The following is a 22,728-nucleotide window of genomic DNA, read 5'->3' on the forward strand; positions in this document are numbered from 1 at the left end:
GGCGGGCCTTTATCAGACGCCCTGCTTCAGCGAGGCCTCGATAAAGACGTCCAGGTCGCCGTCCAGCACTTTCTGCGTGGCCGAGACCTCGACGTTGGTGCGCAGGTCCTTGATGCGGCTGTTGTCCAGCACATAGCTGCGGATCTGGTGGCCCCAGCCCACGTCGGTCTTGGTGTCTTCCAGCTTTTGCTGGGCTTCCTGCTGCTTGCGCAGCTCGAAGTCGTAGAGCCGCGAACGCAGTCGCTTCCAGGCCACGTCGCGGTTGCTGTGCTGGCTGCGGCCGTCCTGGCACTGCACCACGATGCCGGTCGGGATGTGCGTCAGGCGCACGGCCGAGTCGGTCTTGTTGATGTGCTGGCCGCCGGCGCCGCTGGCCCGGAAAGTGTCGGTGCGCACGTCGGCCGGGTTGATCTCGATCTCGATGGAGTCGTCGATCTCGGGATAGACGAAGACCGAGGCAAACGAAGTGTGGCGCCCGCCGGAGGAATCAAACGGCGACTTGCGCACCAGGCGGTGCACGCCGGTTTCGGTGCGCAGCAGGCCGAAGGCGTACTCGCCCTCGATCTTGATGGTCGCGCCCTTGATGCCGGCGGTGTCGCCGGGGGACTCGTCCTCGACGGTGGTCTTGAAACCCTTGCGCTCGGCGTACTTGAGGTACTGGCGCAGCAGCATGCTGGCCCAGTCGCAGGCTTCGGTGCCGCCGGCGCCGGCCTGGATGTCCAGGAAGCAGGGCAGGGGGTCGGCCGGGTTGTTGAACATCCGGCGGAATTCCATTTTTTCGACCTCGGCGGCGATCTTGGCGGCATCGCCTTCAATCGACACCATGCCGGCTTCGTCGCCTTCGCCCTTGGACATCTCGAACAGCTCGGTGTTGTCGGAGAGCTCCGACGTCAGGCGGTCGATGACGTGGACCACGTCTTCCAGCGATTTCTTTTCCTTGCCGAGTTCCTGCGCGCGCTTGGGGTTGTCCCAGACCTTGGGGTCTTCCAGCGCGGCGTTGACTTCGTTCAGTTTTCGTTCTTTGGCAGGGTAGTCAAAGATACCCCCGAAGCTCGTTGACCCGGTTGCTGAGGTCGACGAGCTGGTTGCTGATGAGGTTGATGCGTTCTGCGTCCATGGTTCTTCTGTCCTGAAAGTGGTGGCCGCAGGGGGCGGCCTAACCCGCTATTTTCTCACGACACAGAGGCGTTTAGCCCAGAAAGCCCTCAATCAGTGTTGCCAGCTGTTCCGGCTGGTCGTGGTGCAGCATGTGGCCGGCGTCCTGGATCACGGCGACGCGGGCCTGGGCCACCTGTTTGAGCCTTTCGTGGTAATCGGCCAAACTGTATTTGCCCTGCCACCAGCGGGCCAGCGAATCGTCGGAGGCCTCGACGGCCAGCGTGGGGGCGCCGATGCGGCGGTAGATCGCCAGGGTTTCGTCGACGCGGTAGAGCTGCGCGCTGCCGATCTTGTGCGCGGCTTCGCCCAGGATTTGCCATTTCCCCGCGGCATCCGGCCGCGCCCAGTGGCCGGCCAGCCAGCCGGCCTTGTCGGCCGACAGGCGCGGGTTGGTCTTCATCAGGCGGCGCGCCACGCCGTCCACGTTGTCGTAGGCCTTGAGTTCGAGTTCGCCGCGCCGCAGGCTTTTGAGCTCGTCCATCCATTTGGCATAGCGGCCCGGTGCCTGTTCGGGCTGGCTGGGCGGCAGGCCGAAGCCTTCGAGGTTGACCAGCCGGCGTACGCGAGTGGGCCGCACGCCCGCATACAGCATGGCGACATTGCCGCCCATGCTGTGGCCGACCAGGTCCACCGCTTGCTCACCGACATAGTGGTCGAGCAAAAAATCCAGGTCGGCCAGGTAGTCGGCAAACCAGTAGTTGTCAGCGGGGCTGCCCTCTGGGCCGGAGCCGGTCAGCCCGAAGCCGCGCCAGTCGGGCGCGATGATGCTGCGGCCTTGTGCGAAGGCATCCGACAGGGCGTCGACCATGAACTGGTAGGAGGCGGCGACGTCCATCCAGCCATGGACCAGAACCAGCGGCGGCAGCGCGGGGTTGGTGCCGGAGGGGCTTTCCCAGAGGCGAACGTGGTAGCTGAGGCCGCGTATAGGGACAAACTCGCTGCGGGAAGATCGTTTTTCTTTGTACATTGGACCCCATGATAAAGAGACACGAAGCCAAGCGCAGTCAACACAGGGACAAGCCGGCCGTCCCCCAATCCCAAGCCGACCACTACGCGGCACTGCACACCGGTTTTCGCTGGCAGGTGGATGAATTTTTCAACATCGCCGAGGCCTGCTGCGGCCGCTGGGCTCGGGCCGAGGCGCGGACAGCCATACGCATACACAAGCCGGGCGCAAAAACCGTGCTGCACAGCTACCAGGAACTGCAGAAAGCCGCCGATGCGCTGAGCCAGGTGTTGGCGGGGCTCGGGGTCAAGCGCGGCGACCGTGTCGCCATCGTGATGCCTCAGCGCCTGGAAACCGCGGTGGCCTATATGGCGGTGTTCCAGATGGGCGCGGTGGCCATGCCGCTGTCCATGCTGTTCGGCCCCGAGGCGCTCGAGTACCGGCTGCAGGACAGCGATGCCGTGGTGGCCATCTGTGACGAAAGCTCGATGGCCAGCCTCAAGGCGATCCGTGGCCATTGCCCGGCGCTGCGCACGGTGATCGCCGCCGGCACGGCCCAGGGCCAGGGCGATCTCGATTACGGCAGCGCGCTCGCGGCGCAGAAGGGCGTCTTCACGGCCGTCAAGACCAAGGCCGAGGAAGGCGCCATCCTGATCTACACCAGCGGCACCACCGGCCCGCCCAAGGGCGCACTGCTGCCGCACCGGGCGCTTATCGGCAACCTGCCGGGGTTTGTTTGCAGCCACAACTGGTTTGGCTTTGACGGCAAAACCAACAAGAAGTCCGACGCGGTGTTCTGGTCCCCGGCCGACTGGGCCTGGACTGGGGGCCTGATGGATGCGCTGCTGCCCAGCCTGTATTTCGGCCGTCCCATCGTCGCCTTCAACGGGCGCTTCAGCCCCGAGCTGGCGTTCAGCCTGATGGCGGCGCAGGGCGTGACACACACCTTTTTGTTCCCCACGGCCCTCAAGGCCATGATGAAGGCCTATCCCAAACCGAAGCAGCATTTCAGGATGACGCTGCAGGCCATGATGAGCGCGGGCGAAGCGGTGGGCGACGCCGTGTTCGCCTACTGCCGCGAGCAGCTGGGTGTGACCGTCAACGAAATGTTCGGCCAAACGGAAATGAATTACGTGGTCGGCAACTGCAGCCGCCTGTGGCCGGCGCGCCCCGGCAGCATGGGCAAGGCCTATCCGGGCCACCGCGTGGCGGTGATCGACGACGAAGGGAATGAATGCGCGGTGGGCGTGCCGGGTGACGTGTCGGTGAACCGTTACGACGTCCACGGCGATCCCGATCCGATCTTCTTCCTGGGCTACTGGAAAAAAGAGGCCGCGACCCGCAACAAGTTCACCGGCGACTGGTGCCGCACCGGCGACCTGGCGCGCCGCGACGCCGACGGCTATCTCTGGTACGAGGGCCGCGCCGACGACGTGTTCAAGGCCGCCGGCTACCGCATAGGCCCCGGCGAGATCGAGAACTGCCTGGTCAAGCACGCGGCCGTCGCCAACGCGGCCGTGGTGCCCAAGCCCGACCGCGAGCGCGGTGCGGTCGTCAAGGCCTATGTGGTGATCGCGCCCGACCAGGCCGCGGCCCGTGCGGCGCATCCAGGCGGCGCGGCGCGCTTTGACGAAGAGCTCACGGTGAAACTGCAGGCCCACGTCAAGAACCTGCTGGCGCCTTATGAGTATCCGAAGGAGATTGAATTTATTGATGCGCTGCCGATGACGACGACGGGCAAGGTACAGCGGCGGGTTCTGCGATTGCAGGAAGAAGAGAGATTCAGGGCTCAGTCATAGCCCTGAGGCAGACATAAAAAAAGCACCCGAAGGTGCTTTTTTTATGGGTTAGCCAATGCTCAGCGGGCTGCGACATGTTCGGCGACGTAGATTTCAACGCGGCGATTTTTGTCGCGGCCTTGCTGCGTGCTGTTGTCGGCAACCGGTTCGCGCGAACCGCGGCCGTCTGTCACGATGCGGGTGCGGGCCACGCCGCGGCTGACCAGGTAGTCGCGGGCCGAATCGGCACGGTCCACCGACAGCGGGTTGTTGATGGCGTCGGAGCCGGTGTTGTCGGTGTGGCCGATGATGGTGACCGTCGTGACCGGGTTCTGGTTCAGGCTGGTCGCGAACTGGTTCAGGATGGGCGCGAAGTTGGGCTTGATGGCCGAGCGGCCCACGTCAAACGAGACGTCGCTGGGGATGTCCAGCTTCAGGCGGTTGTCGGTGGTCTGGCTCACGGCCACGCCGGTGCCGGCGGTGGCGCGTTCCATCGCGGCTTTCTGGTCCTGCATTTTCTTGGACCAGATGTAGCCGCCGCCCGCGCCGACCGCACCGCCCAGCACCGCGCCGGTGGCGGCGCCCTTGGAGCCGCCGGTGGCCGCGCCCAGCAGCGCACCTGCGACAGCGCCTATGCCGGCGCCCTTGGCCGTGTCGGACTGGGTTTCCGTCATGTTGGCGCAGCCGGAAAGCATGGCGGCGGCCAGGACGGCGCAGCTCAGGGAAGTGGTGGTCAGTTTGTTCATGGAAGTTCTCCTCGGGAAAAATTGGACGATTGTCGTTTTGAAGCTGTATATGAAGCCGTGTTGGCGTTTCAGGATTCAGCCACGAGCGATTAAATCGTTGGAGTGTGAATACTAGGCAGGCAATTGGTGAGCAGTTGTAAGACAAAGGCCCGAATTGGCCCTCAGCAAGCCGCGCGTTAAGCCCTTAAACTAGCCGCTTTGTGAACTTCGTCACACCGCTTCTTCATTGACGCAACACTGCCTCAAGCCCGTTTTTATCCATCCCTTATCTCATCCCCAACCGCATCAAGCGCAAATCCCATGAATAAAGTCCAACTCGGCTCCAGCGACCTGCAGGTGACACCTATTTGCCTGGGCACCATGACCTTCGGCGAACAGGTGGATGAAAAAACCTCGCATGCCATCCTGGACCGTTCGCTGTCGCGCGGCGTCAACTTCATCGACACGGCCGAGATGTACTCGGTGCCGGCGCGCGCCGAAACCTGTGGCTCGACCGAAACCATCATCGGCAACTGGTTTGCCAAAAATCCGTCGGCGCGCAACAAGTTGGTGCTGGCTACCAAGGTGGCCGGCCCCTCGCGCGGCATGCCCTGGGTTCGCGACGGCAGCGGCATGACGGCCAAGGACATCGTGGCTTCGTGCGATGCCAGCCTCAAGCGCCTGCAGACCGAGGTGATAGACCTCTACCAGATCCACTGGCCCGAACGCCACGTGCCGGCCTTCGGCGCGCTGTACTACAACCCCGCGCAGGAGCGTTCCGCCACCTCCATCCATGAACAGCTGGAGGCGCTGGCCGGCCTGGTCAAGGCGGGCAAGGTGCGCGCCATTGGCCTGTCGAACGAAACCCCTTACGGCGTGCATGAGTTCGTGCGCCTGGCCGAACAGCACGGCCTGCCGCGCGTGGCCGCGGTGCAAAACCCGTACTGCCTGATCAACCGCACCGTGGAAAACGGCCTGGATGAAACCATGCACCGCCTGGGCGTTTCGCTGCTGGCCTATTCGCCGCTGGGCTTCGGCCTGCTGACCGGCAAGTACGACGAATCGGGTTTCGAAGGCCCGGCCGCGCCGAAAGAGGCGCGCATCGCAAAATTCGAATCGACGCGCAAGCAGCGCTGGGGCCGCCCCGAGGCACTGGCCGCCGCGCGGCGCTACAACGCGCTGGCGCGCGCCAATGGCCTGACGCCCACGCAGCTGGCCCTGGCCTTTTGCTACACCAAGTGGCAGGTGGCCAGCACCATCATCGGCGTGACCTCGGTCGCGCAGCTGGATGAAGACCTCGATGCCTGGGGCACAAAACTGTCACCCGAAGTGTTGGCCGAGATCGACAAAATCCGCTGGGAATCGCGCGATCCGGCACTGTAAGCCCAGGTTTGTCGCGCGCGCTGCACCATGGCCAAAAAAGACGGCAAAAAGGATCACGTTAGCGAGACTCCGGCTACGCAGTTGTTGAAGGCGAATAAGGTCGACTTCACCGAGCACCCCTACGAGTACCTGGAACACGGCGGCGCCCAGCACAGCGCCGAGGTGCTGGGTTTTGACCCCTTCACCGTCGTCAAGACTTTGGTGATGCAGGACCAGGACGCCAGGCCGCTGGTGGTGCTGATGCACGGCAACCGCAAGGTCTCGACCAAAACCTGGCGCGGCAGATAGGCGCCAAGTCGGTCGAGCCCTGCAAGCCCGAAGTCGCCAACCGCCACAGCGGCTACCTGGTGGGCGGCACCTCGCCCTTCGGCACCCGCAAGGCCATGCCGGTGTATATCGAGGAAAGCATCCTGGCTTTGCCTAGAATCGCCATCAACGGCGGGCGGCGCGGCTACCTGGTCGGGATAGACCCGCAGGCCTGTGTCACATTGCTCGGTGCAAAATCGGTGAACTGCGCGCTCAGCCTGGACAATGCCGCCGGCTACGGCTGACCCCGGCCCCAGGGTCCGCAGCCACCACATATATAAAGAGGGAGACCCATGGTTTACGCATACTCAATTGGCGCCACGCTGCTGGCCTACCTGCTCGGCTCGCTGTCTTTCGCGGTCATCGTCAGCAAGCTCATGGGCCTGAGCGACCCGCGCAGCTACGGCAGCAAAAACCCGGGGGCCACCAATGTGCTGCGATCCGGCAGCAAGCCGGCCGCCGTGGCGACCTTGCTGCTGGACGGCCTCAAAGGCTGGCTGCCGGTGGTGCTGGTCAAATGGTTCGGCGCCGACTACGGCCTGGGCGACGGCACGGTGGCCGCCGTCGGCTTTGCGGCTTTCCTCGGGCATCTGTACCCGGTGTTCTTCCAGTTCAAGGGCGGCAAGGGCGTGGCGACGGCGGCGGGCGTGCTGCTGGGCGTGAGCTGGATCCTGGGTCTGGCGACGCTGGCCACCTGGGTGATCATCGCTTTCTTCTCGCGCTATTCCTCGCTGGCCTCGCTGGTCTCGGCGGCTTTCGCGCCCCTGTACTACCTGTTCGGTGACCGCGAGGCCTGGTATGTCGACAAGGCCATCCTGGTGGTGATGTTCGCCATCAGCGCGCTGCTGGTGTATCGCCACCGCGAGAACATCAGCAAATTGCTCAAGGGGACCGAGTCGAAACTCGGTAGCGGCAAGAAGGGCTGAGCCCCTCAAAAACCCTCCTGGCGTTGTTGCGCCGCCTTGCCGTACTGGTGTACTGTCTGCGGCGACGCGCCTAGCCAGGACCGCTTCGCTGGGTTTTGTGAGTGGCTCTTGATCGAAGCAGGGTCAGAAGCGCCGGGTCAAGACCATTTCTTCATTGGTCCGATTCATTTGGAATCGTGTCAGGAAGCTGTTGCCCAGCAGGATGAAGGGCATGTCGCGCGCGGCCACCACGGCCGGCACGTTGAAGACTTCCACATCACCGACGCGCACCGAGGCGAGCGTGGTCTGCCAGCCGAGGATGGTGCCGTTGGCCGTACCCAGCTGCACGGGCCGGCCCGATTTGTAGTCAATGCCCATGCGCTCGGCATCGGCCAGCGACATCGAGACGGCGCTGGCGCCGGTGTCCACCAGGAACTGGGCCATCTTGCCGTTGATCTGGCCCTGGGTCATGAAGTGCCCGCCGCTACCGGCCGTCAGCACGATGCGGCTGCCCTGACCGGCTTGTGTGCCGGGGCCTCCATTGGCACCCACGCTCATGGGCGCATCCCCGATACGCAGGGAATGGCGCTTGCCGTCGAGGTCCACCACGGCCTGGTCGCCGGAGGTAGAGACGACCTTGACGCCCTTGTGCGTTTCCCCGGGGGCGACGGTCTTGGGCGGGCCGCCGTCCACGATCAGCAAGGCCTTGTTGCCCAGCATGCCGGCCAGGCCCACGGTCTGGGCCTGCGCGGCGGCGGGCAATAGCGCGAGCGCCAGCAGCAAGCGTGCCGCACGCGAAGTGCCAAGCATGGGAGTCATGGTTATTTCTATCTAGTCGCGGAAGTTGTTGAAGCTCAGCGGGAAGTCGCTGATTTCGGCGCGGATCATGGCCATGGCGGCCTGCAGGTCGTCGCGCTTGGCGCCGGTCACGCGCACCGCGTCGCCCTGGATGGAGGCCTGCACCTTGACCTTGCTGCCCTTGATGAGCTGCTGGATTTTCTTGGCCTGTTCGGCCTCGATGCCGTTGCGCACCTTGGTCACCTGCTTGACCTTGTCACCGCCGATTTTTTCGGACTTGCCGACATCGAGGAAGCGGATGTCGACGCCGGCCTTGGTGAGCTTGTTGCGCAGGATGTCGTTCATCTGGTCGAGCTGGAAGTCGCTGTCGCCGATCAGCGTGATGTCTTTTTCCTTCAGCTCGATGGAGGCGGAGGTGCCCTTGAAGTCGAAGCGCGTGGCGATTTCCTTGCCGGTGTTTTCCACGGCGTTTTTGACCTTGACCAGATCGGCTTCAAGAACGGTGTCGAAAGAGGGCATGATGCGAGTCTTTGTTACGGGTGTTGGGGTGAGACAATCCCCCGGATGTTAGTCGAGAAAAACGTTCCACTCCAGCATTCCAACAGCTTTGGCATCGTGGCCAAGGCCCTGAGCCTGGTCCGCATCGCCGGGGAGGCGGATATCGCCGCCGTGCTGCAGGACCCGGCCCTGAAGGCCGCCCCGAAGTTCGTGCTGGGCGGCGGTAGCAACATCGTGCTGACCGGCGACGTCAAGCCGCTGGTGCTCAAGGTCGAAATCATGGGCAAGCGCCTGGTGGGCGAAACCGCCAAGGCCTGGATCGTGGAGGCCGGCGCCGGCGAAAACTGGCACGAGCTGGTCACCTGGACCCTGCAAAACGGCTACCCGGGGCTGGAAAACCTGGCGCTGATCCCGGGCACGGTGGGCGCCTCGCCGGTGCAGAACATAGGCGCTTACGGCGTTGAACTGCAGGACCGCTTCGAGTCGCTGGACGCCGTGGACCTGACGACGGGCCAGCCCTTCACCCTTGAAGCCGCCCAATGCGCTTTCGGTTACCGCGATTCGGTGTTCAAGCACAGCAGCGCGGCGCCCGGGCCGGGCGGCCACGGCTTCGGCTTCGGCTTGGCCGACAAGGCCCTCATCACCCGCGTGCGCCTGGCCCTGCCCAAGGCCTGGAAGCCGGTGCTGGGCTATGCCGACATCGAGAAAAAAATGCAGCAGTCCGGCATCCACGCACCTGATGCGCAGCAGATTTACGAATGGATCTGCGAGATCCGCAAGGCCAAGCTGCCCGATCCGCAGGTGATCGGCAACGCCGGCAGTTTTTTCAAGAACCCCACGGTGTCGCCCGAGCAGTGCGCCGACATCATCCAGCGCGAGCCCAAGATCGTCCATTACCACCTGGCCGACGGTTCGGTGAAGCTGGCCGCGGGCTGGCTGATAGACGCCTGCGGCTGGAAAGGCAAATCCGTCGGCAACGCCGGCGTTTACGAAAAGCAGGCGCTGGTGCTGGTCAACCGCGGCGGCTCCGCCGACCCGGTCACCGGCGGCGAGGTCATGACCTTGGCCAAGGCGATCCAGACCAGTGTGTATGAACGCTTCGGCATCCTGCTCGAGCCCGAACCGGTGGTGGTCTGATATATGGCACGTTTGGGTAAGGTTTACATGGGGCCGCAGGTGTCGTTCGGACGCCGGTTGGCGCTGAAGTATTCAGGCCTGGCCGCTACATTACTGGGCCTCCTCTGGGTTTGCTTGTTTCTAGGCTCGATATTTTCCGGCTGGCGTCGTCCGGACGGGGCACTGCTGCTCATTGTTGCGTTGGCCGGCATGCTATCTCTTGTCGCAATGTGGGCGACCTGGGAGCGCGGCCGGCTGGTCCGTGAAACGCCGCTGCCCAGGTTCCTGCGGCGCAAGCTAATGGACACCTATCCGCACCTGAGCCTCAGGGATGCCGAACTGGTAGAACGCGGGCTGCGCCAGTTCTTTATCGCCTGCCAGCGCAGCAACAAGCGCTTTGTCGCCATGCCCTCGCAGGTGGTCGACAGCATGTGGCATGAGTTCATCCTGCACACCTCGGCCTACCGCGAATGGTGCGACCTGGTGATAGGGCGCTTCATCGACCACGTGCCCGCCGAAGTGCTGGGCCGCAAAGCCTCGACCAACGACGGCCTGCGCCGCGCCTGGTTCTGGTCCTGCCGCGACGAGTCCATCAACCCCAAGCAGCCGAGCCGCCTGCCCCTGCTGTTCGCGCTCGATGCAAAGTTTGCGATTCCCGGCGGTTTCATCTACATGGCCGATTGCAAGGGCGTGCGCCGTGATGGCGAGCAGGGCGGCGCCCACTGCGGCGAAAGCTTTTCGGACGGCAGCTACAGCGGCGATGCCGACGGGTTTGGCGGCAGCGAGTCGTCCTCCAGTAGCAGTAGCGATAGCGACAGTTCCGGCAGCGGCTCCGACGGCAGCAGCGGATGCGGCTCGGGTTGCGGCGGCGGGGGCGACTAGCTGCGAGCCACCACGTACGGGCGCCGTCCGGAGTACCTGGTCAGGCAAAAACGGCTGTGTTGGCGTGCGCCGGGGTGGGTAGGCTAAATTTTTCTGGGCATCTGCGCCCTGTTCAAGCCTGTTTTCATACTTGCGCTTCACATTAAAGATTGGTTTAATGTGACTCGACTCCATTAAAGACTTCTTTAGCACCATGCGCAGCACCGGTACCTACACCACCTCCACCACCTCGGGCGAGCCCGTGCAGGCGTTCGTGCCCCACGCACTGCCGCCCGCCAAGCCAGCGCTGGCGCCCGAGTCCTTTGTGGAGGCCAACCGTGCGGCCGAGCTGGCGCTGGCCCGCTTGTCCGGCGTGGCCGGGCTGGTGCCGTCGGTGGACTGGCTGCTCTACAGCGCCATCCGCAAAGAAGCGCTGCTGACCTCGCAGATTGAAGGCACCCAGGCCACGCTGGCGGACCTGTTTGACGAAGAAGCCGGCTTTGCAGTCAGCAACACCGACGACGTAGAAGAGGTCACCAACTACCTGCGTGCCTTTCGGCGGGTGCAGTCGCAACTGCGTGACCCGGCTGGCTTGCCCTTGAGCGTGCGTTTGCTGTGTGATGCCCACCGGCTGCTGATGGACGGCGCCCGCGGCAACGGCAAGCAGCCAGGCGAGTTGCGCCGCTCTCAAAACTGGATTGGCGGCACCCGGCCCGGCAATGCGGTGTTTGTGCCAGCACCGCCCGAGCGGGTGCCCGCCTTGCTGGCAGACCTCGAGCGCTTCATCCATGACGCAGCGCAACCCTTGCCGCCGCTGGTGAAAACAGCACTGGTCCACCTGCAGTTTGAGACGATTCACCCGTTTCTGGATGGCAATGGCCGCATCGGGCGCCTGCTGATTGCCGCGCTGCTGGAGCATTGGCGCTTGTTGTCAGAGCCATTGATGTACCTCAGCGGCTACCTCAAGCAACATCAGGCCGAGTACTACCGCCGCCTTTCCAACGTGCGCACCGAAGGCGATTGGGAAGGCTGGGTGGCGTTTTTCCTCGAAGGCGTGGCCGTCGCCGCGCAGGATGCCGAACGCAACATTGTGGCCATCGCCACGCTGCTGGCTTCAGACCGTCGCAGTTTGCTGGCTTCGCCCAAGGCAACGCCCAGCAGCTACCGCCTGTTTGAAATGCTGCCCATGATGCCGCGCTTCACAATCGACCAGGTGCGCCAGAAGCTGGCCACCAGCTTCCCAACTGCCACCGCGGCGGTGAAGGTGCTGGAAGATTTGGGCATCGTCACCGAGCTGACCGGGCAGAAAAAAAACCGCAGCTACAGTTACACGGCGTACATTGCACTGCTGGCTGAATAAGAAATTCGAGGGGAGGGAGTCATGCTCATCAAATCAGCGGACGACAAGTCCAAACGCCTGGCCTTGCTGCAGGATTTACAGCAGTCACCTCTGCTGGACGCCCGCCAGAAAGAGTGGCTGCGCGTTGAACTGCGCAACCTGACCGCCGGCATCAAGGGCGAGCGAGAAGCGGCCTTCCACCTCGACGGCCATTACAAGGATGGCCAAAACAACGTGCTGTTGCACGACTTGCGGTTCAAGATCGATGGTGAGGTGGCCCAAATTGATCATTTGGTCATCAATCGCACCGGCTACATGGTGCTGATTGAAACCAAAAACTACTCAGGCGACCTGGAAGTCAACACCCATGGCGAATTTACCGTGCGATACGGCAGGGAGCGCTACGGCATTCCCTCCCCTTACGAGCAAAGCCGCCGCCACGCACGCATCCTGGGCAAGCTGCTGGAACGGCTTGAAATCAGCACTCGTACCGACAAGCTGCCCGAGTTCCATAACGTGGTGCTGATGCACCCGCAAGCCATCATTCAGCGGCCAGACGCCAAGGCCTTTGACACCAGCTTTCTCATCAAGGCAGACCAGTTCCGCGCCTGGCATGAAAAGCTGGTGGACCGCATCGGTACAGGTGCTGTGCTCAAGGCTATGCTCAACATCCGAAGCCCAGACACCATCAAGGAATGGGGCGAGAAGCTCAAGCGCCAGCATCGACCGCCAGACCTGCTGGAGCTGCCGGACTTTATGCAGCCCAAGCCCGAGTTGGCTAACGCCGTGATGGAGCCTCAATCCGCGGCGCCAGTGTTTGTAGCAGCGCCCGCCACCCCGGCGCCCACACAGCCCGACGCCTCATTGGCCAAAAAGCTGATCTGCGCCCACTGCCGTGAGAAGATCAGCTTCCCCGAAGGCAAGTTCTGCTGGAACAACGCCAAGCGCTTTGGCGGGTTGCAGTATTGCCGGGAGCATCAAGGGTTGTTTGCCTGATTCCGTCTAAATCGTATTAATACAGCTCCAATGGTTTACCGCGACAAAACTGAGGCTGAAACTCGATCAAATCTGATTGATCAGCAGCTCGCGCAGGCAGGCTGGTCTCGGAATCGTCGCACGTTGCTTGAAGAGGTTTTACTTAGTGCCTCTGAGCCAGATAGTGCTTATGGTAGTGAGCAGTTCGCTGACTACGTACTTCTCGGTTCAGACGGGAAGCCGATTGCGGTAGTCGAGGCCAAGCGATCATCCCGAGATGAAATCGCCGGAAAACGTCAAGCTGCGGACTATGCCGATGCGATCAAAGCCAAATTTGGCACTGATCCATTCGTATTTCTCACCAACGGCAAAGAGATTCAATTCTGGGATCGCGAACGGTACGCGCCACGAAAAGTCTCCGGTTTTTTCACTCGGGACGATCTGGAACGACTGCGACATCAACGCCAGTTTGCCGAACCGTTGAGCGGCGTTTCCATCAACCCCGACATCGCCGGCCGCGACTACCAAAACGAAGCTATCCGCCGGGTTACGGAGGGAGTGGATGCAGCCAAGCGCAATTTCTTGCTAGTAATGGCGACGGGCACCGGCAAGACTCGAACGACCATTGCTCTTGTAGATACATTGTTGCGTTCAAAGCGCGTGCAACGGGTGCTATTCCTGGCTGATCGCCGCGAGCTAGTGCGCCAGGCAATGTCGGAATTCAAGTCACATCTTCCCAGCGAAAGCTTGGCTCGAATCGAGTCCGGCGAAACCTCAGGTGCGCGCATCCAGTTCTCGACCTACCCCAGCATGATGCAGGTGTATTCGCGCTTGTCGGTGGGTTACTACGATCTGATCGTTGCCGACGAAAGTCACCGTTCCATCTACCAGCGCTACAAAGCTATCTTCGACCACTTCGACGCTATCCAACTCGGTTTGACCGCGACTCCGACTGACTACATCGACCACAACACGTTTAAGTTGTTTGAATGTGGTGACGGAGCACCCAGCTACTACTACAGCTATGAGCAGGCGATTGCTGACCGGAACTTGGTGAACTATCGAGTACTCGACGCGCAAACCAATTTTCAGCTTCAGGGTATTCAGGGTGACGCATTGCCAGAGCCGCTGAAACAGATGGCCCGCGATCAGGGTGTAGAGCTAGAGGAGCTGAATTTTGAGGGCAGTGATATCGAGAAAGGCATCGTCAACTTGGGCACTAACGATGCCATGGTGCGGGAGTTCATGGACAAAAGCCGCAAAGACGTGCGCGGCTTGCCGCACAAGTCCATCATTTTTGCGGTCAGCCATGCCCACGCCAAACGGCTTTACGAAGGTTTTAACCGCCTGTATCCGGAATTGCAACGCCAAGGCATGGCGGAAATCATCGATAGCCACATGGAGCGCGCCGACGCGACGTTGGACGATTTCAAATACCGCACCATGCCGCGTGTGGCCATCTCGGTAGACATGCTAGATACGGGTGTGGACGTTCCTGCTATACAGAACCTAGTTTTCGCAAAGCCCGTTTTCAGCAAAGTCAAGTTCTGGCAGATGATCGGGCGCGGCACTCGGCTACATACTGATAAGACCACAGGCGAGATCAAGAAAGACTTCCTGATCATCGACCATTGGAAGAACTTCGCATATTTCAAACTCAAACCCGATGGCGAGGTAGATCACCCCAGCGAACCGCTACCGGTGCGCCTTTTTCGCCTACGACTGGAAAAATGGCAGCTGCTGCATGCCCAACAGCTAGAAACACAAACAGCTATTGCCGATTTACTGGCTATGCTTCAAGCGTTGCCTCGCCACAGCATCAATGTGCGTCCGCATTGGGATGATCTCGATGCATTGGTAGCGCAATGGCCGATCCCGAGCCAAAGCGCGATGGAGCACCTGTCCAAGACCATCGCACCTTTGATGCGACTTGCCCCATTTGCTGGTCTGGATGAGCTTCAATTTCGCATCTGGTGCGAACGCCTCACCGTTGCCTGGCTCAAGGGTGATGCCTCCGAACAAACCAAGGTGCGCGAACGCGTCCAAGAGGCTGTAGGCAGCCTAGCCGAGAACATCCCTGAGGTGCAACGAGTGGCTGAAAAACGCGCATGGGTGCAGTCAGTTGGCTTCTGGCAACACCTGGATGGCGACCGTTTGACCACACTTCAGGCCGTATTCGCCCCGCTAATGCGCTTCCGCACCACAACGCCTAGCCACACGGTCGAAATCAATCTGCCAGACAGCATCACCCAGCGTAGTTGGATCATTTACGGGCCTACTGGCGAAGGCGCATTTGCAGAAAGCTATCGCGAGCAGGTTGAGGCACTGGTGCGACGGCTAGCCGACCAACTTCCAGAGCTCGCCAAACTCAAGCAAGGCGAGCAGTTGGGCGATGACGAACTGGAGCGAATCAGCGACACGCTGAACCAGACGGATCTCTTCGTCACCGAAGACACCTTGCGCAAAGCTTTTGAGGCCCCTGCCGCGTCGTTGACCGATGTCCTGCGTCACATACTGTGCGAGGGGACGAATCTGCCCAACCGCGAGCAGCGCATCAATACCGCGTTTGATGCATTCATTGCCGCTCATGGATACTTACGTGCCAACCAACTCAACTTCCTGCGGGCTGTAAAAGCTGCTGTGCTACGCCACGGGCGCATTACCCGCGCTGCGCTTAGCGAGCCGCCGCTATCGCGCGTGGGCCGAGTGGAAACACTTTTTCCGCCGCAGGACATCGACGAACTCATCAACCTCTCCAGCCAGCTGTTGGATGAGGCTGCCTGAACCATCAAGGACACCACTGAATGCTTGCCCCTCATATTAAGAAAAAAGTCGACGAACTCTGGAGCCGCTTCTGGGCCGCAGGTATTACGAACCCGCTCGTCGCAGTAGAGCAAATCACATATCTAATTTTCTTGCGGCGTTTGCAAACTATTGACGTCAACCGCGCTACTTCAGCTCAAAAGGCGGGTAAGCCCTACGTGTCTATTTACGAAAAGCGAGAAAGTGACCCACCTGAGTGGAAGCCGGATAGATGCAAGTGGAGCTACATCCGCGAAGAAAAGACGGATGTTAAAAACCTGATCGACAACGTCTTCCCTTGGCTGCGCTCAATCGAAAGCCGGCTTAGTGGGGCGGATTCAACCGGTAGCGACGAACTTAATAGCCTGCATAACCGCATGGCCGATGCCTACTTTCAGCTCGATCCCAACAAGGGCAAGGTGCTGAGCGACGCCATTGATGCCATTGATCAACTATTTGTCCGCGCCGGTGAAGGTTCTGCTGCCCAAGACATCATGGGCGACACCTTTGAGTATCTGCTGAGCGAAGTGGCCACTGCCGGCAAGAACGGCCAGTTTCGCACCCCGCGTCATTTGATCCGCTTTATGGTTGAGTTACTCAACCCCGAGCCCGGTCAGCGCGTTATAGACCCGGCTGCCGGAACGGGTGGTTTCTTGTTCAGCACCCAGCAACATCTGATGCGCAAATACTCGGCGCAAGAAAACCTCGTGCTGGAATGGGACGGGACCCCGCACCGCACCGATGGCGCTGCCGCCACACCCGAGCAATACGCGGCTATCCACAACGGTGCCAACTTCATTGGCCTAGATAACGACCGCACCATGGCGCGCATCGGCTGGATGAACCTTGTGCTGCACGACGTGACCGATCCGCATTTGTTGCAGGGCGATTCGCTCAGTAGACGCGAGGGCAAGGCCAAGCTTAAGGAACTGCTAGAGCCGGGAACCTATCAATACGTCCTCGCCAATCCACCCTTTACCGGAACGGTTGATAGCGGCGACCTGGAGCCTGACTCTGTATTGTTCCCGCGCGTCGGCGGCGGCGGCAAGAAGAAAGACGAATCGATCACCAATAAGAGCGAGCTGCTTTTTCTATGGTTGATGCTCGACTTGCTGGATACTGGTGGGCGCTGCGCGGTGATCATTCCCGAGGGTGTGTTGTTCGGTAACACCGATGCTCATGTGCGGCTACGTCGAGAGTTGCTTGTAGAGCATGTGGTTGAGGGCATCATTTCCCTTCCTGGTGGTGTGTTTCAGCCCTATACCGGTGTCAAAACCTCCATCGTGATCTTTCGCAAAGTCACGCGCCGCGATAGTAAACAGACCTTGCCCAGCAACGCGGTACCACTCAGTGAACACGTATGGTTCTATGAGGTAGAAGAAGATGGCTATTCGAAGGACGCCAAGCGCAACGCCCGCCCCGGTCAGCAAAACGACCTTTGGGACGCGCTCGAAAAGTTCAAGACGTGGATATCCCATGGGCGCTCAGGCGCTAAGCGCAATGAGAAAACCTTGTTGCAACCCAGCTTTCACCTCGAGCGTTGGCGCCAGGCTCTTCTGCGCGATACCGCCGACAAACTCACTCCTGCAGGTGAAGCCTTTGCCTCGCTGCCTGACACCAGCATGTGGGACGGTCAGGTTTGGGGTATTCACGAGCTGTTTCCTGACATTCCGAGGAATCCCAAAGAAGCCGAAATCCAAGTGCGAAACAGCGCAAGTCGAATGCTGTATGACCAAGTAATTGCGTTCTTTGCACCAGCGACCAAGCCTGTGTGGGAAAAGTGGAAAGATGCTGGCACCGCTGTCAAACAAATGGACGGCGACAAAGCATTGGCCGAATGGCAAAAGGCCGTCAAGGTGCCGCAACAGGAATTCAACCGCGCCGCGCGCGATGTGCAGCGCTTTTTTGAATCAGAGGACGGCCCGGCACTCCAGCTATGGAAGGACATGGTTAAGGACGCACTCAACGCGGGCCTTACCTATCACAAGCACGCTGCCACACAAGCGCCCACGGTGCTGTTTAGCCCTCATGAGCCGGTTGCCGACCTCAACGCAGCGCTGGAAGTCATTGCCCGCGAAGTTGCCAAGGTCGATGGCTTCGATGTCACCCTGCGCAGCTTGGCCGTCGACCAGGCCACTGACCTCAAGGCTGCCAAGCACTGGGTGGTGGCTGTGCGCGACTGGGCGCGCAATGACGAATGGCAAAGTAAAGATGGCCAGCTCATCGGCTCGCACGATGCCGACGGCTTGGTGCGTCCGCCGTATGTGCAAGCTATATTGGCCGACGGCCTCTACGATGACAAAGGCACGCTCAAGGAAGGCCTGCTCGACCCCGACTGCATCGAGGCCCGCGACTGGAACCTGTCCGCTGGGCAGTACAAACCTTTTGACTTTACCCAACTTAAGAGCGAAAAAAGCGTGGCTGAGCTGATCGGCGCACTGAAGACCACCGAGCACGACATCATCAAAGGCTTGGACCAGCTGCTGGCGATGGTGGAGGGGCGGGCATGAGTTTGCCTGAAACCTGGATACAGACCACGGTGCGCGCCGTGGTTGAGGATATCCAACCCGGCTTCGCTCAAAAGCCTGGCGATGAAGATGAAGGCACAACGCCACAGATCCGTACGCACAACGTCACACCGGATGGCAAGATCAGTTTGGAAGGCATCAAACACATCACAGCCAGTGAAAGAGAGACGGCACGCTATTCGCTGGCGATCGGTGATGTGATTTTCAACAACACCAACAGCGAAGAGTGGGTAGGAAAAACCGCAGTCTTTGACAAAGAAGGCGAATTCGTTTTTTCTAACCACATGACGCGTTTACGGGTATGCCGAGATTTGGCCTTGCCCGAGTATCTCGCTTGCTATCTGCACCTGTTGTGGTCGATGGGATATGCTAAAACTCGCGCGAAGCGCTGGGTAAGTCAGGCGGGTATCGAAAGTGATGTACTCGCCTCGTTCAAGATTCCACTCCCTACACTTCCCGAACAGCAGCGGATTGTCGATCTGCTGCGGCAGACGGAGGAGGTGGCGAAACTTCGACATGACTTTGATGAGCTTCTCGTCAGAGCCAAGCGTCAGTTGTTCGTTGAAATGTTTGGTGATCCAAACCCTAAATTCAATGCGCGGTGGCCTGTCGTAAAGCTTGGGAAATTTGTCACCGTCGCGACGGGTGGAACTCCACCGCGCGAGCAAGCCGACAGCTATGGGACTGCCCATGCCTGGGTGAAGTCTACTGATCTTAAGGATGGCTTGATCGTCACAACTGAAGAACGAGTATCAGAGCTCGGCATTCAGCGTAGCAATGCCAAGCTTTATCCCAAACAAACGATTATGTTGGCCATGTATGGGCAAGGGCAGACGCGAGGACGCACAGGAAAGTTGTTGATCGATGCTGCGTGCAATCAGGCTTGTGCAGCATTGTTGCCAAGTGATGAACTGATTCCGGACTACCTTTGGATCTGGCTGCAACTTTCTTACGAAGCTGTGCGAGCGCTGGGGCGTGGAGGGCAGCAAGAGAACCTTAACCTGGACATCGTTCGCGGCATACAACTTCCAAAGCCACCTGCCACGTTGCAGCAAGAGTTTTCTAGGCGCCTAACAGGCCTGCTGGACTTGTTTAAGCAGTCGCGGGTGGCTAGGGAGCAGTTTTCTACGATGCAGGAAGTGTTGCAGATAGAGGCACTCACAGGCGATGCAACAGCCGCTTGGCGCGAGCTGCACTCGTCCGAAGTCGCAGAGGCGGCGCACAGGCGGGACACCCTGCTTCGCGAGCGCGGAACTAAGGTCGCATTGGCCGGAACAGCCAAAATCAGTTTTGCGGCACAAGCTGACCTAACCGCACGCCCCGCGCGCCACTGGTTACTGGGTGAGCTCAGTGAGTTCCAGCGTCAGGTACTGGCGGCCTTCACCGAATATTGCCAACAAAGTGGCCTGCCCTTGTTGGTGGAAGACCCAGACATATTTGCCCGCTTTTGCGACGACGCGGCCTTGACCGAGCGTTTGCAAGCCTTCGGCCAGTCCCACGGCAATCGCATCCGCCGTTCCCTCAGCCAATTGGCGGCGCTGGGGCTGATCGCCAAAATCACCCTGCCTAAGCAAGACCCGGATAGCGGGGAGCACGACTACCTAAAGGCCTTTCGTCCCCTGCGACCGGAAGAATTCGCGCGCATGGCAGACGTGAAGACCTTACGGACGGCTTTGGCGCGCAGTACAGATGAGGAGCTCGAGTAATGCGTCTGCGCTACTTGCACCTGAAGAACTACCCACCGATCTCCGACATCAAGGTGTGTTTTGCCAGCGGTTCGCCGCTGGCCCGTGAATGCGCCATTCGCTTTGTGGTGGGGGTGAATGGCAGCGGAAAATCCAACTTGCTGCGCGCTGTGGCCGAGGTATTTCTTGCGCTGGCGGACCTACGTGTGCCGGCATTTCCAGTGAGCTTGGTGTATGAACTGGGCGCGCGCGGGTCGCCGAACCACCGTACCCTGCTCCTACACTGCCCGGGCAGCCGGCAGCGAGCCAGCTTGTGGCTGCACGAGCGCTTTGCCTTTGACGATCAGAATGGCCAGGAGGTGTTCGATGCCTGCATCGAACACCTGGACCTCAAGGGTGTGCCGATAGTGCCCGGTTTCTCGGCACTGATTGCCCTCGGCAGCTGGCCGCTTCGCGACAGCTCGCCACCGCAGATTGCATTACCGTCGGCTGTGCTGGCCTACACAACTGGTGACCTACGCCCTTGGCGCTCGGTGTGGAGTCGAAACCAGAACGCGGACGGGTGGCAGCTAAACATTGACAACGCCGAAGATGAGGAGCGCCCCGCGGGTTGGACTGCTGCGCACGAGCGCGCGCTACTTGCGGTGAGACCACCCTTCCGCGCAACGCAAGACACCGATAAGGGCGTGTCAGTTTCCGAGACGCAAACATTTCGACGCCCAGTGCTGCTGGATGCAACGCTGCTCAAGTGCGCATTGTTGGCAGTGGCCCTGCCGCAGGCCCTTGTTGAAGCAGCAGACACTCCGCTACGGGCGGAAGCTGATGCCGTGATGGCCAAGCTGCGTGGGCGTGAAAACAATAGGAGCCCGTTGCAAGAGCTACTGGAGCGTGGCGGCTGGCATCATTTGGTTTCAGTCGCGTTCCGCTCGCGCCTGCAAACAGATCAATGGGATGGCAAGCTGTGCGAGACCGCCCACGATTGGTGGCTGTGCGCGAGCGAGGTGATTGTCGAGCCGCATCCGGTGGAACCGCGTCGCACAGTTTGGTTCGACCTCAACGGACCATTCGACACTCAAGGGCAGTCTTTTTTGTCTCCCGCCCGCGATGAGTTGCAAACCTGCATCAGCCAGGGCGAAGCCTTGTGGGCCTTGCTGGGTGGCGCAAAGGATGCCAGAAGCTTTGAGCTCTTTACCCGCTTGCTAGAGTTGAACCAGGCTGGCTTGTTTGACGATGTGCTGCTGCGCTTGCGCCGCGCGGCCGTGCCTGCCGGGAGCGCCGAGCCCGGTTCGCCCGACATTGGCGTATTGCGCTACGAGGAACTTTCGGACGGAGAGCAGATGGTGCTGGGCCGCATGGCGCTGTTTCACTTGCTGCAAGGCCAGCAGGACGCCTTGCTACTACTCGATGAGCCCGAGACCCATTTCAACGATAAATGGAAGCGCGAGATTGTCGACATCATCGACGACGCCATTGGTCACACGTCCAACGACGTGTTGATATCCACCCATTCGGCCATCGTGCTCTCGGATGTGTTCAACAACGAGATCGTGATGGTGCAGAAAACGCAGAATGGTTCGACCGTCCGCAGTGTGGACGAACCGACGTTCGCGACCGATCCCAGTGCGCTAATGATGACGGTGTTCGGGGCGGAAGATAGCATTGGCAAACGCGCTCAGGAGTTCATTGAGGGCAAGCTCCGTCAAGCTACCGGCACGCCAGACGAAGTGGCCGACTTGGAGCGCCTGATCGCCCGAATGGGCTCGGGCTTCTATCGCAGCGAGCTGCGCACTTTGCTCAATACTTGGCGGGGGGGCAATGCTTAAACCCATCCATCGCGTTGCGTGTTCTCCGGCTCTGGCTGCCTGCCAGCAGTTGATGCGGCGTTTTGCGCTGTGGTTGTGTGATCCTGCGATCACAGGTGCCCACATCAGCCTGCAGGGTTTACAGCCCCCCGTGCTTGCCAGCACGATTGAGGCGAATTGGTTGTGGGAATTTCTCCAGCGCGTTGACGCCGGTCAATCGTTATTGAGTCGTGCACAAACGGTTGCGGCCATGCCTGCGGCGCAGAAGACAGCCTTGGGGGCTTGGATACAGACTGTCTCTGCTCTTGCAACCCAATTTCAACCCATACCAACACCGTGGCCAATCAATCGCCCGGTTGCAATCGAGTCGGACTGGATCGCTTTCAAAGAGCTATTTGAATCCTTCTACCAAAAGGGATTTGAGAGTGGCTTGCCTTACCTGCCCAATGGCACGCCCACGGCTGCTGCTGGCGTGAACTACGCCGACTACGTGACCGCCTTTCGCAATACCCATCGCCTGAATCCAGCCCCCGATGCGCGTGAGGTTTGCGTACTATGCGGCGGCCTGCTAGGCGACACTCCGCAGGTTGATCATTGGGTTCTCGAGAGTAGGTTTCCGCTGCTGAGCGTTTGTGCAGACAACCTCTTTTTAATTTGCAGCACCTGCAACGAGGCACCGAACAAGGGTAAAAAACCTGTTCATTCCAACGGCAGCTTTGCCGATTGGTTTCATCCATACTTGCGTCCGGGCAATGGCACGGTGCGTTTGGGCTACGTGCTGGCTGATCTCTCTGTGCAGTGCTCGGCCGTCACCCCTGCCGATCAGCCCAAAGCAGCCAAGCTAGACGCACTACTCAATTTATCAAGTAGGTGGACACGTGAATTCAAGGCCGAATATGCCAAGCAACAAGGTGTGCTGTCTGGACGTGAACGAAGAAGAATAGCGCAACAACAACTAAGACAAACACAACAAGACGTCGAGCTCCATGTGCAGCAATGGAAAGATGATCTGCTACTCAGTGAGCCTCATCACGAGGTACATGATTTGTTGGGGCTGGCCTTAATGGAGCCCGCGCGGGTCCAGGCTTGGTGTGCAGAGCTTGCATCGATTAGTTGAAAGGTA

17 protein-coding genes and 1 pseudogene are annotated in these 22,728 nt (G+C 60.4%); 13 read left to right on the forward strand and 5 right to left on the reverse strand.

The features are described from left to right. Positions 1–12: 12 nt before the first annotated feature. Positions 13–1,117 (reverse strand): peptide chain release factor 2 gene (gene prfB, locus AC1D1F_RS07605; protein ID WP_477696057.1). Its coding sequence is split into 2 segments (ribosomal slippage): positions 13–1,035 and positions 1,037–1,117, totalling 1,104 coding nucleotides; the frame shifts between segments, so codons are not numbered across the junction. A gap of 72 nt (positions 1,118–1,189) precedes the next feature. After that, positions 1,190–2,125: an alpha/beta fold hydrolase gene (locus tag AC1D1F_RS07610; RefSeq protein WP_477679016.1), complete on the reverse strand. Its 936-nt coding sequence runs from the start codon at positions 2,123–2,125 to the stop codon at positions 1,190–1,192. 8 nt (positions 2,126–2,133) lie between these two features. On the opposite strand from AC1D1F_RS07610, the gene AC1D1F_RS07615 reads away from it, so the two are divergent. After that, positions 2,134–3,903 carry an acetate--CoA ligase gene (locus AC1D1F_RS07615; RefSeq protein ID WP_477696056.1) on the forward strand — a complete coding sequence of 590 codons (1,770 nt, stop codon included), beginning with the start codon at positions 2,134–2,136 and terminating at the stop codon, positions 3,901–3,903. 59 nt (positions 3,904–3,962) lie between these two features. Here the strand turns inward: AC1D1F_RS07615 and AC1D1F_RS07620 are convergent, their stop codons facing one another. Beyond that, the gene (locus AC1D1F_RS07620; RefSeq protein ID WP_477665136.1) at positions 3,963–4,628 is read right to left on the reverse strand and encodes a YiaD family glycine zipper/OmpA-like lipoprotein; all 666 of its coding nucleotides are present in this window, start codon (positions 4,626–4,628) and stop codon (positions 3,963–3,965) included. A gap of 300 nt (positions 4,629–4,928) precedes the next feature. On the opposite strand from AC1D1F_RS07620, the gene AC1D1F_RS07625 reads away from it, so the two are divergent. The 3 genes and pseudogenes from AC1D1F_RS07625 to plsY all read left to right on the forward strand — a co-directional run bounded on the left by AC1D1F_RS07625 (position 4,929) and on the right by plsY (position 7,222). Further along, positions 4,929–5,990, forward strand: a complete 1,062-nt coding sequence (locus AC1D1F_RS07625) for an aldo/keto reductase (protein WP_477677955.1) — start codon at positions 4,929–4,931, stop codon at positions 5,988–5,990. A gap of 27 nt (positions 5,991–6,017) precedes the next feature. Continuing rightward, positions 6,018–6,541: pseudogene (locus tag AC1D1F_RS07630) on the forward strand (aminoacyl-tRNA deacylase). Positions 6,542–6,589: 48 nt separating this feature from the next. Then, complete coding sequence (plsY, locus tag AC1D1F_RS07635; RefSeq protein ID WP_477677956.1) at positions 6,590–7,222, forward strand: glycerol-3-phosphate 1-O-acyltransferase PlsY; 633 nt, start codon at positions 6,590–6,592, stop codon at positions 7,220–7,222. Positions 7,223–7,345: 123 nt separating this feature from the next. Here plsY and AC1D1F_RS07640 read toward each other — a convergent pair whose 3' ends face one another. Further along, positions 7,346–8,020, reverse strand: coding sequence for a retropepsin-like aspartic protease family protein (locus AC1D1F_RS07640; RefSeq protein WP_477677957.1), 675 nt, complete (start codon positions 8,018–8,020; stop codon positions 7,346–7,348). A 12-nt stretch (positions 8,021–8,032) separates the two neighbouring features. Next, positions 8,033–8,518 carry a YajQ family cyclic di-GMP-binding protein gene (locus tag AC1D1F_RS07645; protein WP_477677958.1) on the reverse strand — a complete coding sequence of 162 codons (486 nt, stop codon included), beginning with the start codon at positions 8,516–8,518 and terminating at the stop codon, positions 8,033–8,035. Between the two features lie 45 nt (positions 8,519–8,563). On the opposite strand from AC1D1F_RS07645, the gene murB reads away from it, so the two are divergent. From murB to AC1D1F_RS07690, 9 genes are all read left to right on the forward strand, one after another. Next, on the forward strand, positions 8,564–9,634 hold the full coding sequence (murB, locus tag AC1D1F_RS07650) for a UDP-N-acetylmuramate dehydrogenase (RefSeq protein WP_477677959.1): 1,071 nt from the start codon (positions 8,564–8,566) through the stop codon (positions 9,632–9,634). Between the two features lie 189 nt (positions 9,635–9,823). After that, positions 9,824–10,495, forward strand: a complete 672-nt coding sequence (locus AC1D1F_RS07655; protein ID WP_477677960.1) for a glycine-rich domain-containing protein — start codon at positions 9,824–9,826, stop codon at positions 10,493–10,495. A 193-nt stretch (positions 10,496–10,688) separates the two neighbouring features. Beyond that, the gene (locus AC1D1F_RS07660; protein WP_477677961.1) at positions 10,689–11,834 is read left to right on the forward strand and encodes a Fic family protein; all 1,146 of its coding nucleotides are present in this window, start codon (positions 10,689–10,691) and stop codon (positions 11,832–11,834) included. Positions 11,835–11,855: 21 nt separating this feature from the next. Further along, the gene (locus AC1D1F_RS07665; RefSeq protein ID WP_477696055.1) at positions 11,856–12,809 is read left to right on the forward strand and encodes a nuclease-related domain-containing protein; all 954 of its coding nucleotides are present in this window, start codon (positions 11,856–11,858) and stop codon (positions 12,807–12,809) included. 30 nt (positions 12,810–12,839) lie between these two features. Continuing rightward, positions 12,840–15,572 carry a type I restriction endonuclease subunit R gene (locus AC1D1F_RS07670; RefSeq protein WP_477677988.1) on the forward strand — a complete coding sequence of 911 codons (2,733 nt, stop codon included), beginning with the start codon at positions 12,840–12,842 and terminating at the stop codon, positions 15,570–15,572. A gap of 20 nt (positions 15,573–15,592) precedes the next feature. Then, positions 15,593–18,100, forward strand: a complete 2,508-nt coding sequence (locus tag AC1D1F_RS07675; RefSeq protein WP_477696054.1) for a type I restriction-modification system subunit M — start codon at positions 15,593–15,595, stop codon at positions 18,098–18,100. Then, entirely contained in the window at positions 18,097–19,824 is a 1,728-nt protein-coding gene (locus tag AC1D1F_RS07680) for a restriction endonuclease subunit S (RefSeq protein ID WP_477696053.1), read from the forward strand. Before AC1D1F_RS07675 ends, AC1D1F_RS07680 begins: the two co-directional genes overlap by 4 nt. Next, entirely contained in the window at positions 19,824–21,626 is a 1,803-nt protein-coding gene (locus AC1D1F_RS07685; protein ID WP_477696052.1) for an AAA family ATPase, read from the forward strand. The genes AC1D1F_RS07680 and AC1D1F_RS07685 overlap by 1 nt, the downstream gene beginning before the upstream one ends. Then, positions 21,619–22,722 (forward strand): hypothetical protein, encoded by a 1,104-nt coding sequence (locus tag AC1D1F_RS07690; RefSeq protein WP_477696051.1) that lies wholly within the window; start codon positions 21,619–21,621, stop codon positions 22,720–22,722. Before AC1D1F_RS07685 ends, AC1D1F_RS07690 begins: the two co-directional genes overlap by 8 nt. The last annotated feature ends 6 nt before the right edge of the window (positions 22,723–22,728 follow it).

The organism is Polaromonas sp. P1_H6 (assembly GCF_056405195.1).

Bases quoted from the DNA above. Each gene is read 5' to 3' on its own strand.
- AC1D1F_RS07680 (WP_477696053.1), top strand. From the start codon at position 18,097: ATGAGTTTGCCTGAAACCTGGATACAGACCACGGTGCGCGCCGTGGTT.
- AC1D1F_RS07675 (WP_477696054.1), top strand. From the start codon at position 15,593: ATGCTTGCCCCTCATATTAAGAAAAAAGTCGACGAACTCTGGAGCCGC.
- murB (WP_477677959.1), top strand. From the start codon at position 8,564: ATGTTAGTCGAGAAAAACGTTCCACTCCAGCATTCCAACAGCTTTGGC.
- plsY (WP_477677956.1), top strand. From the start codon at position 6,590: ATGGTTTACGCATACTCAATTGGCGCCACGCTGCTGGCCTACCTGCTC.
- AC1D1F_RS07660 (WP_477677961.1), top strand. From the start codon at position 10,689: ATGCGCAGCACCGGTACCTACACCACCTCCACCACCTCGGGCGAGCCC.
- AC1D1F_RS07640 (WP_477677957.1), bottom strand. From the start codon at position 8,020: ATGACTCCCATGCTTGGCACTTCGCGTGCGGCACGCTTGCTGCTGGCG.
- AC1D1F_RS07645 (WP_477677958.1), bottom strand. From the start codon at position 8,518: ATGCCCTCTTTCGACACCGTTCTTGAAGCCGATCTGGTCAAGGTCAAA.
- AC1D1F_RS07655 (WP_477677960.1), top strand. From the start codon at position 9,824: ATGCTATCTCTTGTCGCAATGTGGGCGACCTGGGAGCGCGGCCGGCTG.
- AC1D1F_RS07670 (WP_477677988.1), top strand. From the start codon at position 12,840: ATGGTTTACCGCGACAAAACTGAGGCTGAAACTCGATCAAATCTGATT.
- AC1D1F_RS07610 (WP_477679016.1), bottom strand. From the start codon at position 2,125: ATGTACAAAGAAAAACGATCTTCCCGCAGCGAGTTTGTCCCTATACGC.
- AC1D1F_RS07690 (WP_477696051.1), top strand. From the start codon at position 21,619: ATGCTTAAACCCATCCATCGCGTTGCGTGTTCTCCGGCTCTGGCTGCC.
- AC1D1F_RS07615 (WP_477696056.1), top strand. From the start codon at position 2,134: ATGATAAAGAGACACGAAGCCAAGCGCAGTCAACACAGGGACAAGCCG.
- AC1D1F_RS07665 (WP_477696055.1), top strand. From the start codon at position 11,856: ATGCTCATCAAATCAGCGGACGACAAGTCCAAACGCCTGGCCTTGCTG.
- AC1D1F_RS07685 (WP_477696052.1), top strand. From the start codon at position 19,824: ATGCGTCTGCGCTACTTGCACCTGAAGAACTACCCACCGATCTCCGAC.
- AC1D1F_RS07620 (WP_477665136.1), bottom strand. From the start codon at position 4,628: ATGAACAAACTGACCACCACTTCCCTGAGCTGCGCCGTCCTGGCCGCC.
- AC1D1F_RS07625 (WP_477677955.1), top strand. From the start codon at position 4,929: ATGAATAAAGTCCAACTCGGCTCCAGCGACCTGCAGGTGACACCTATT.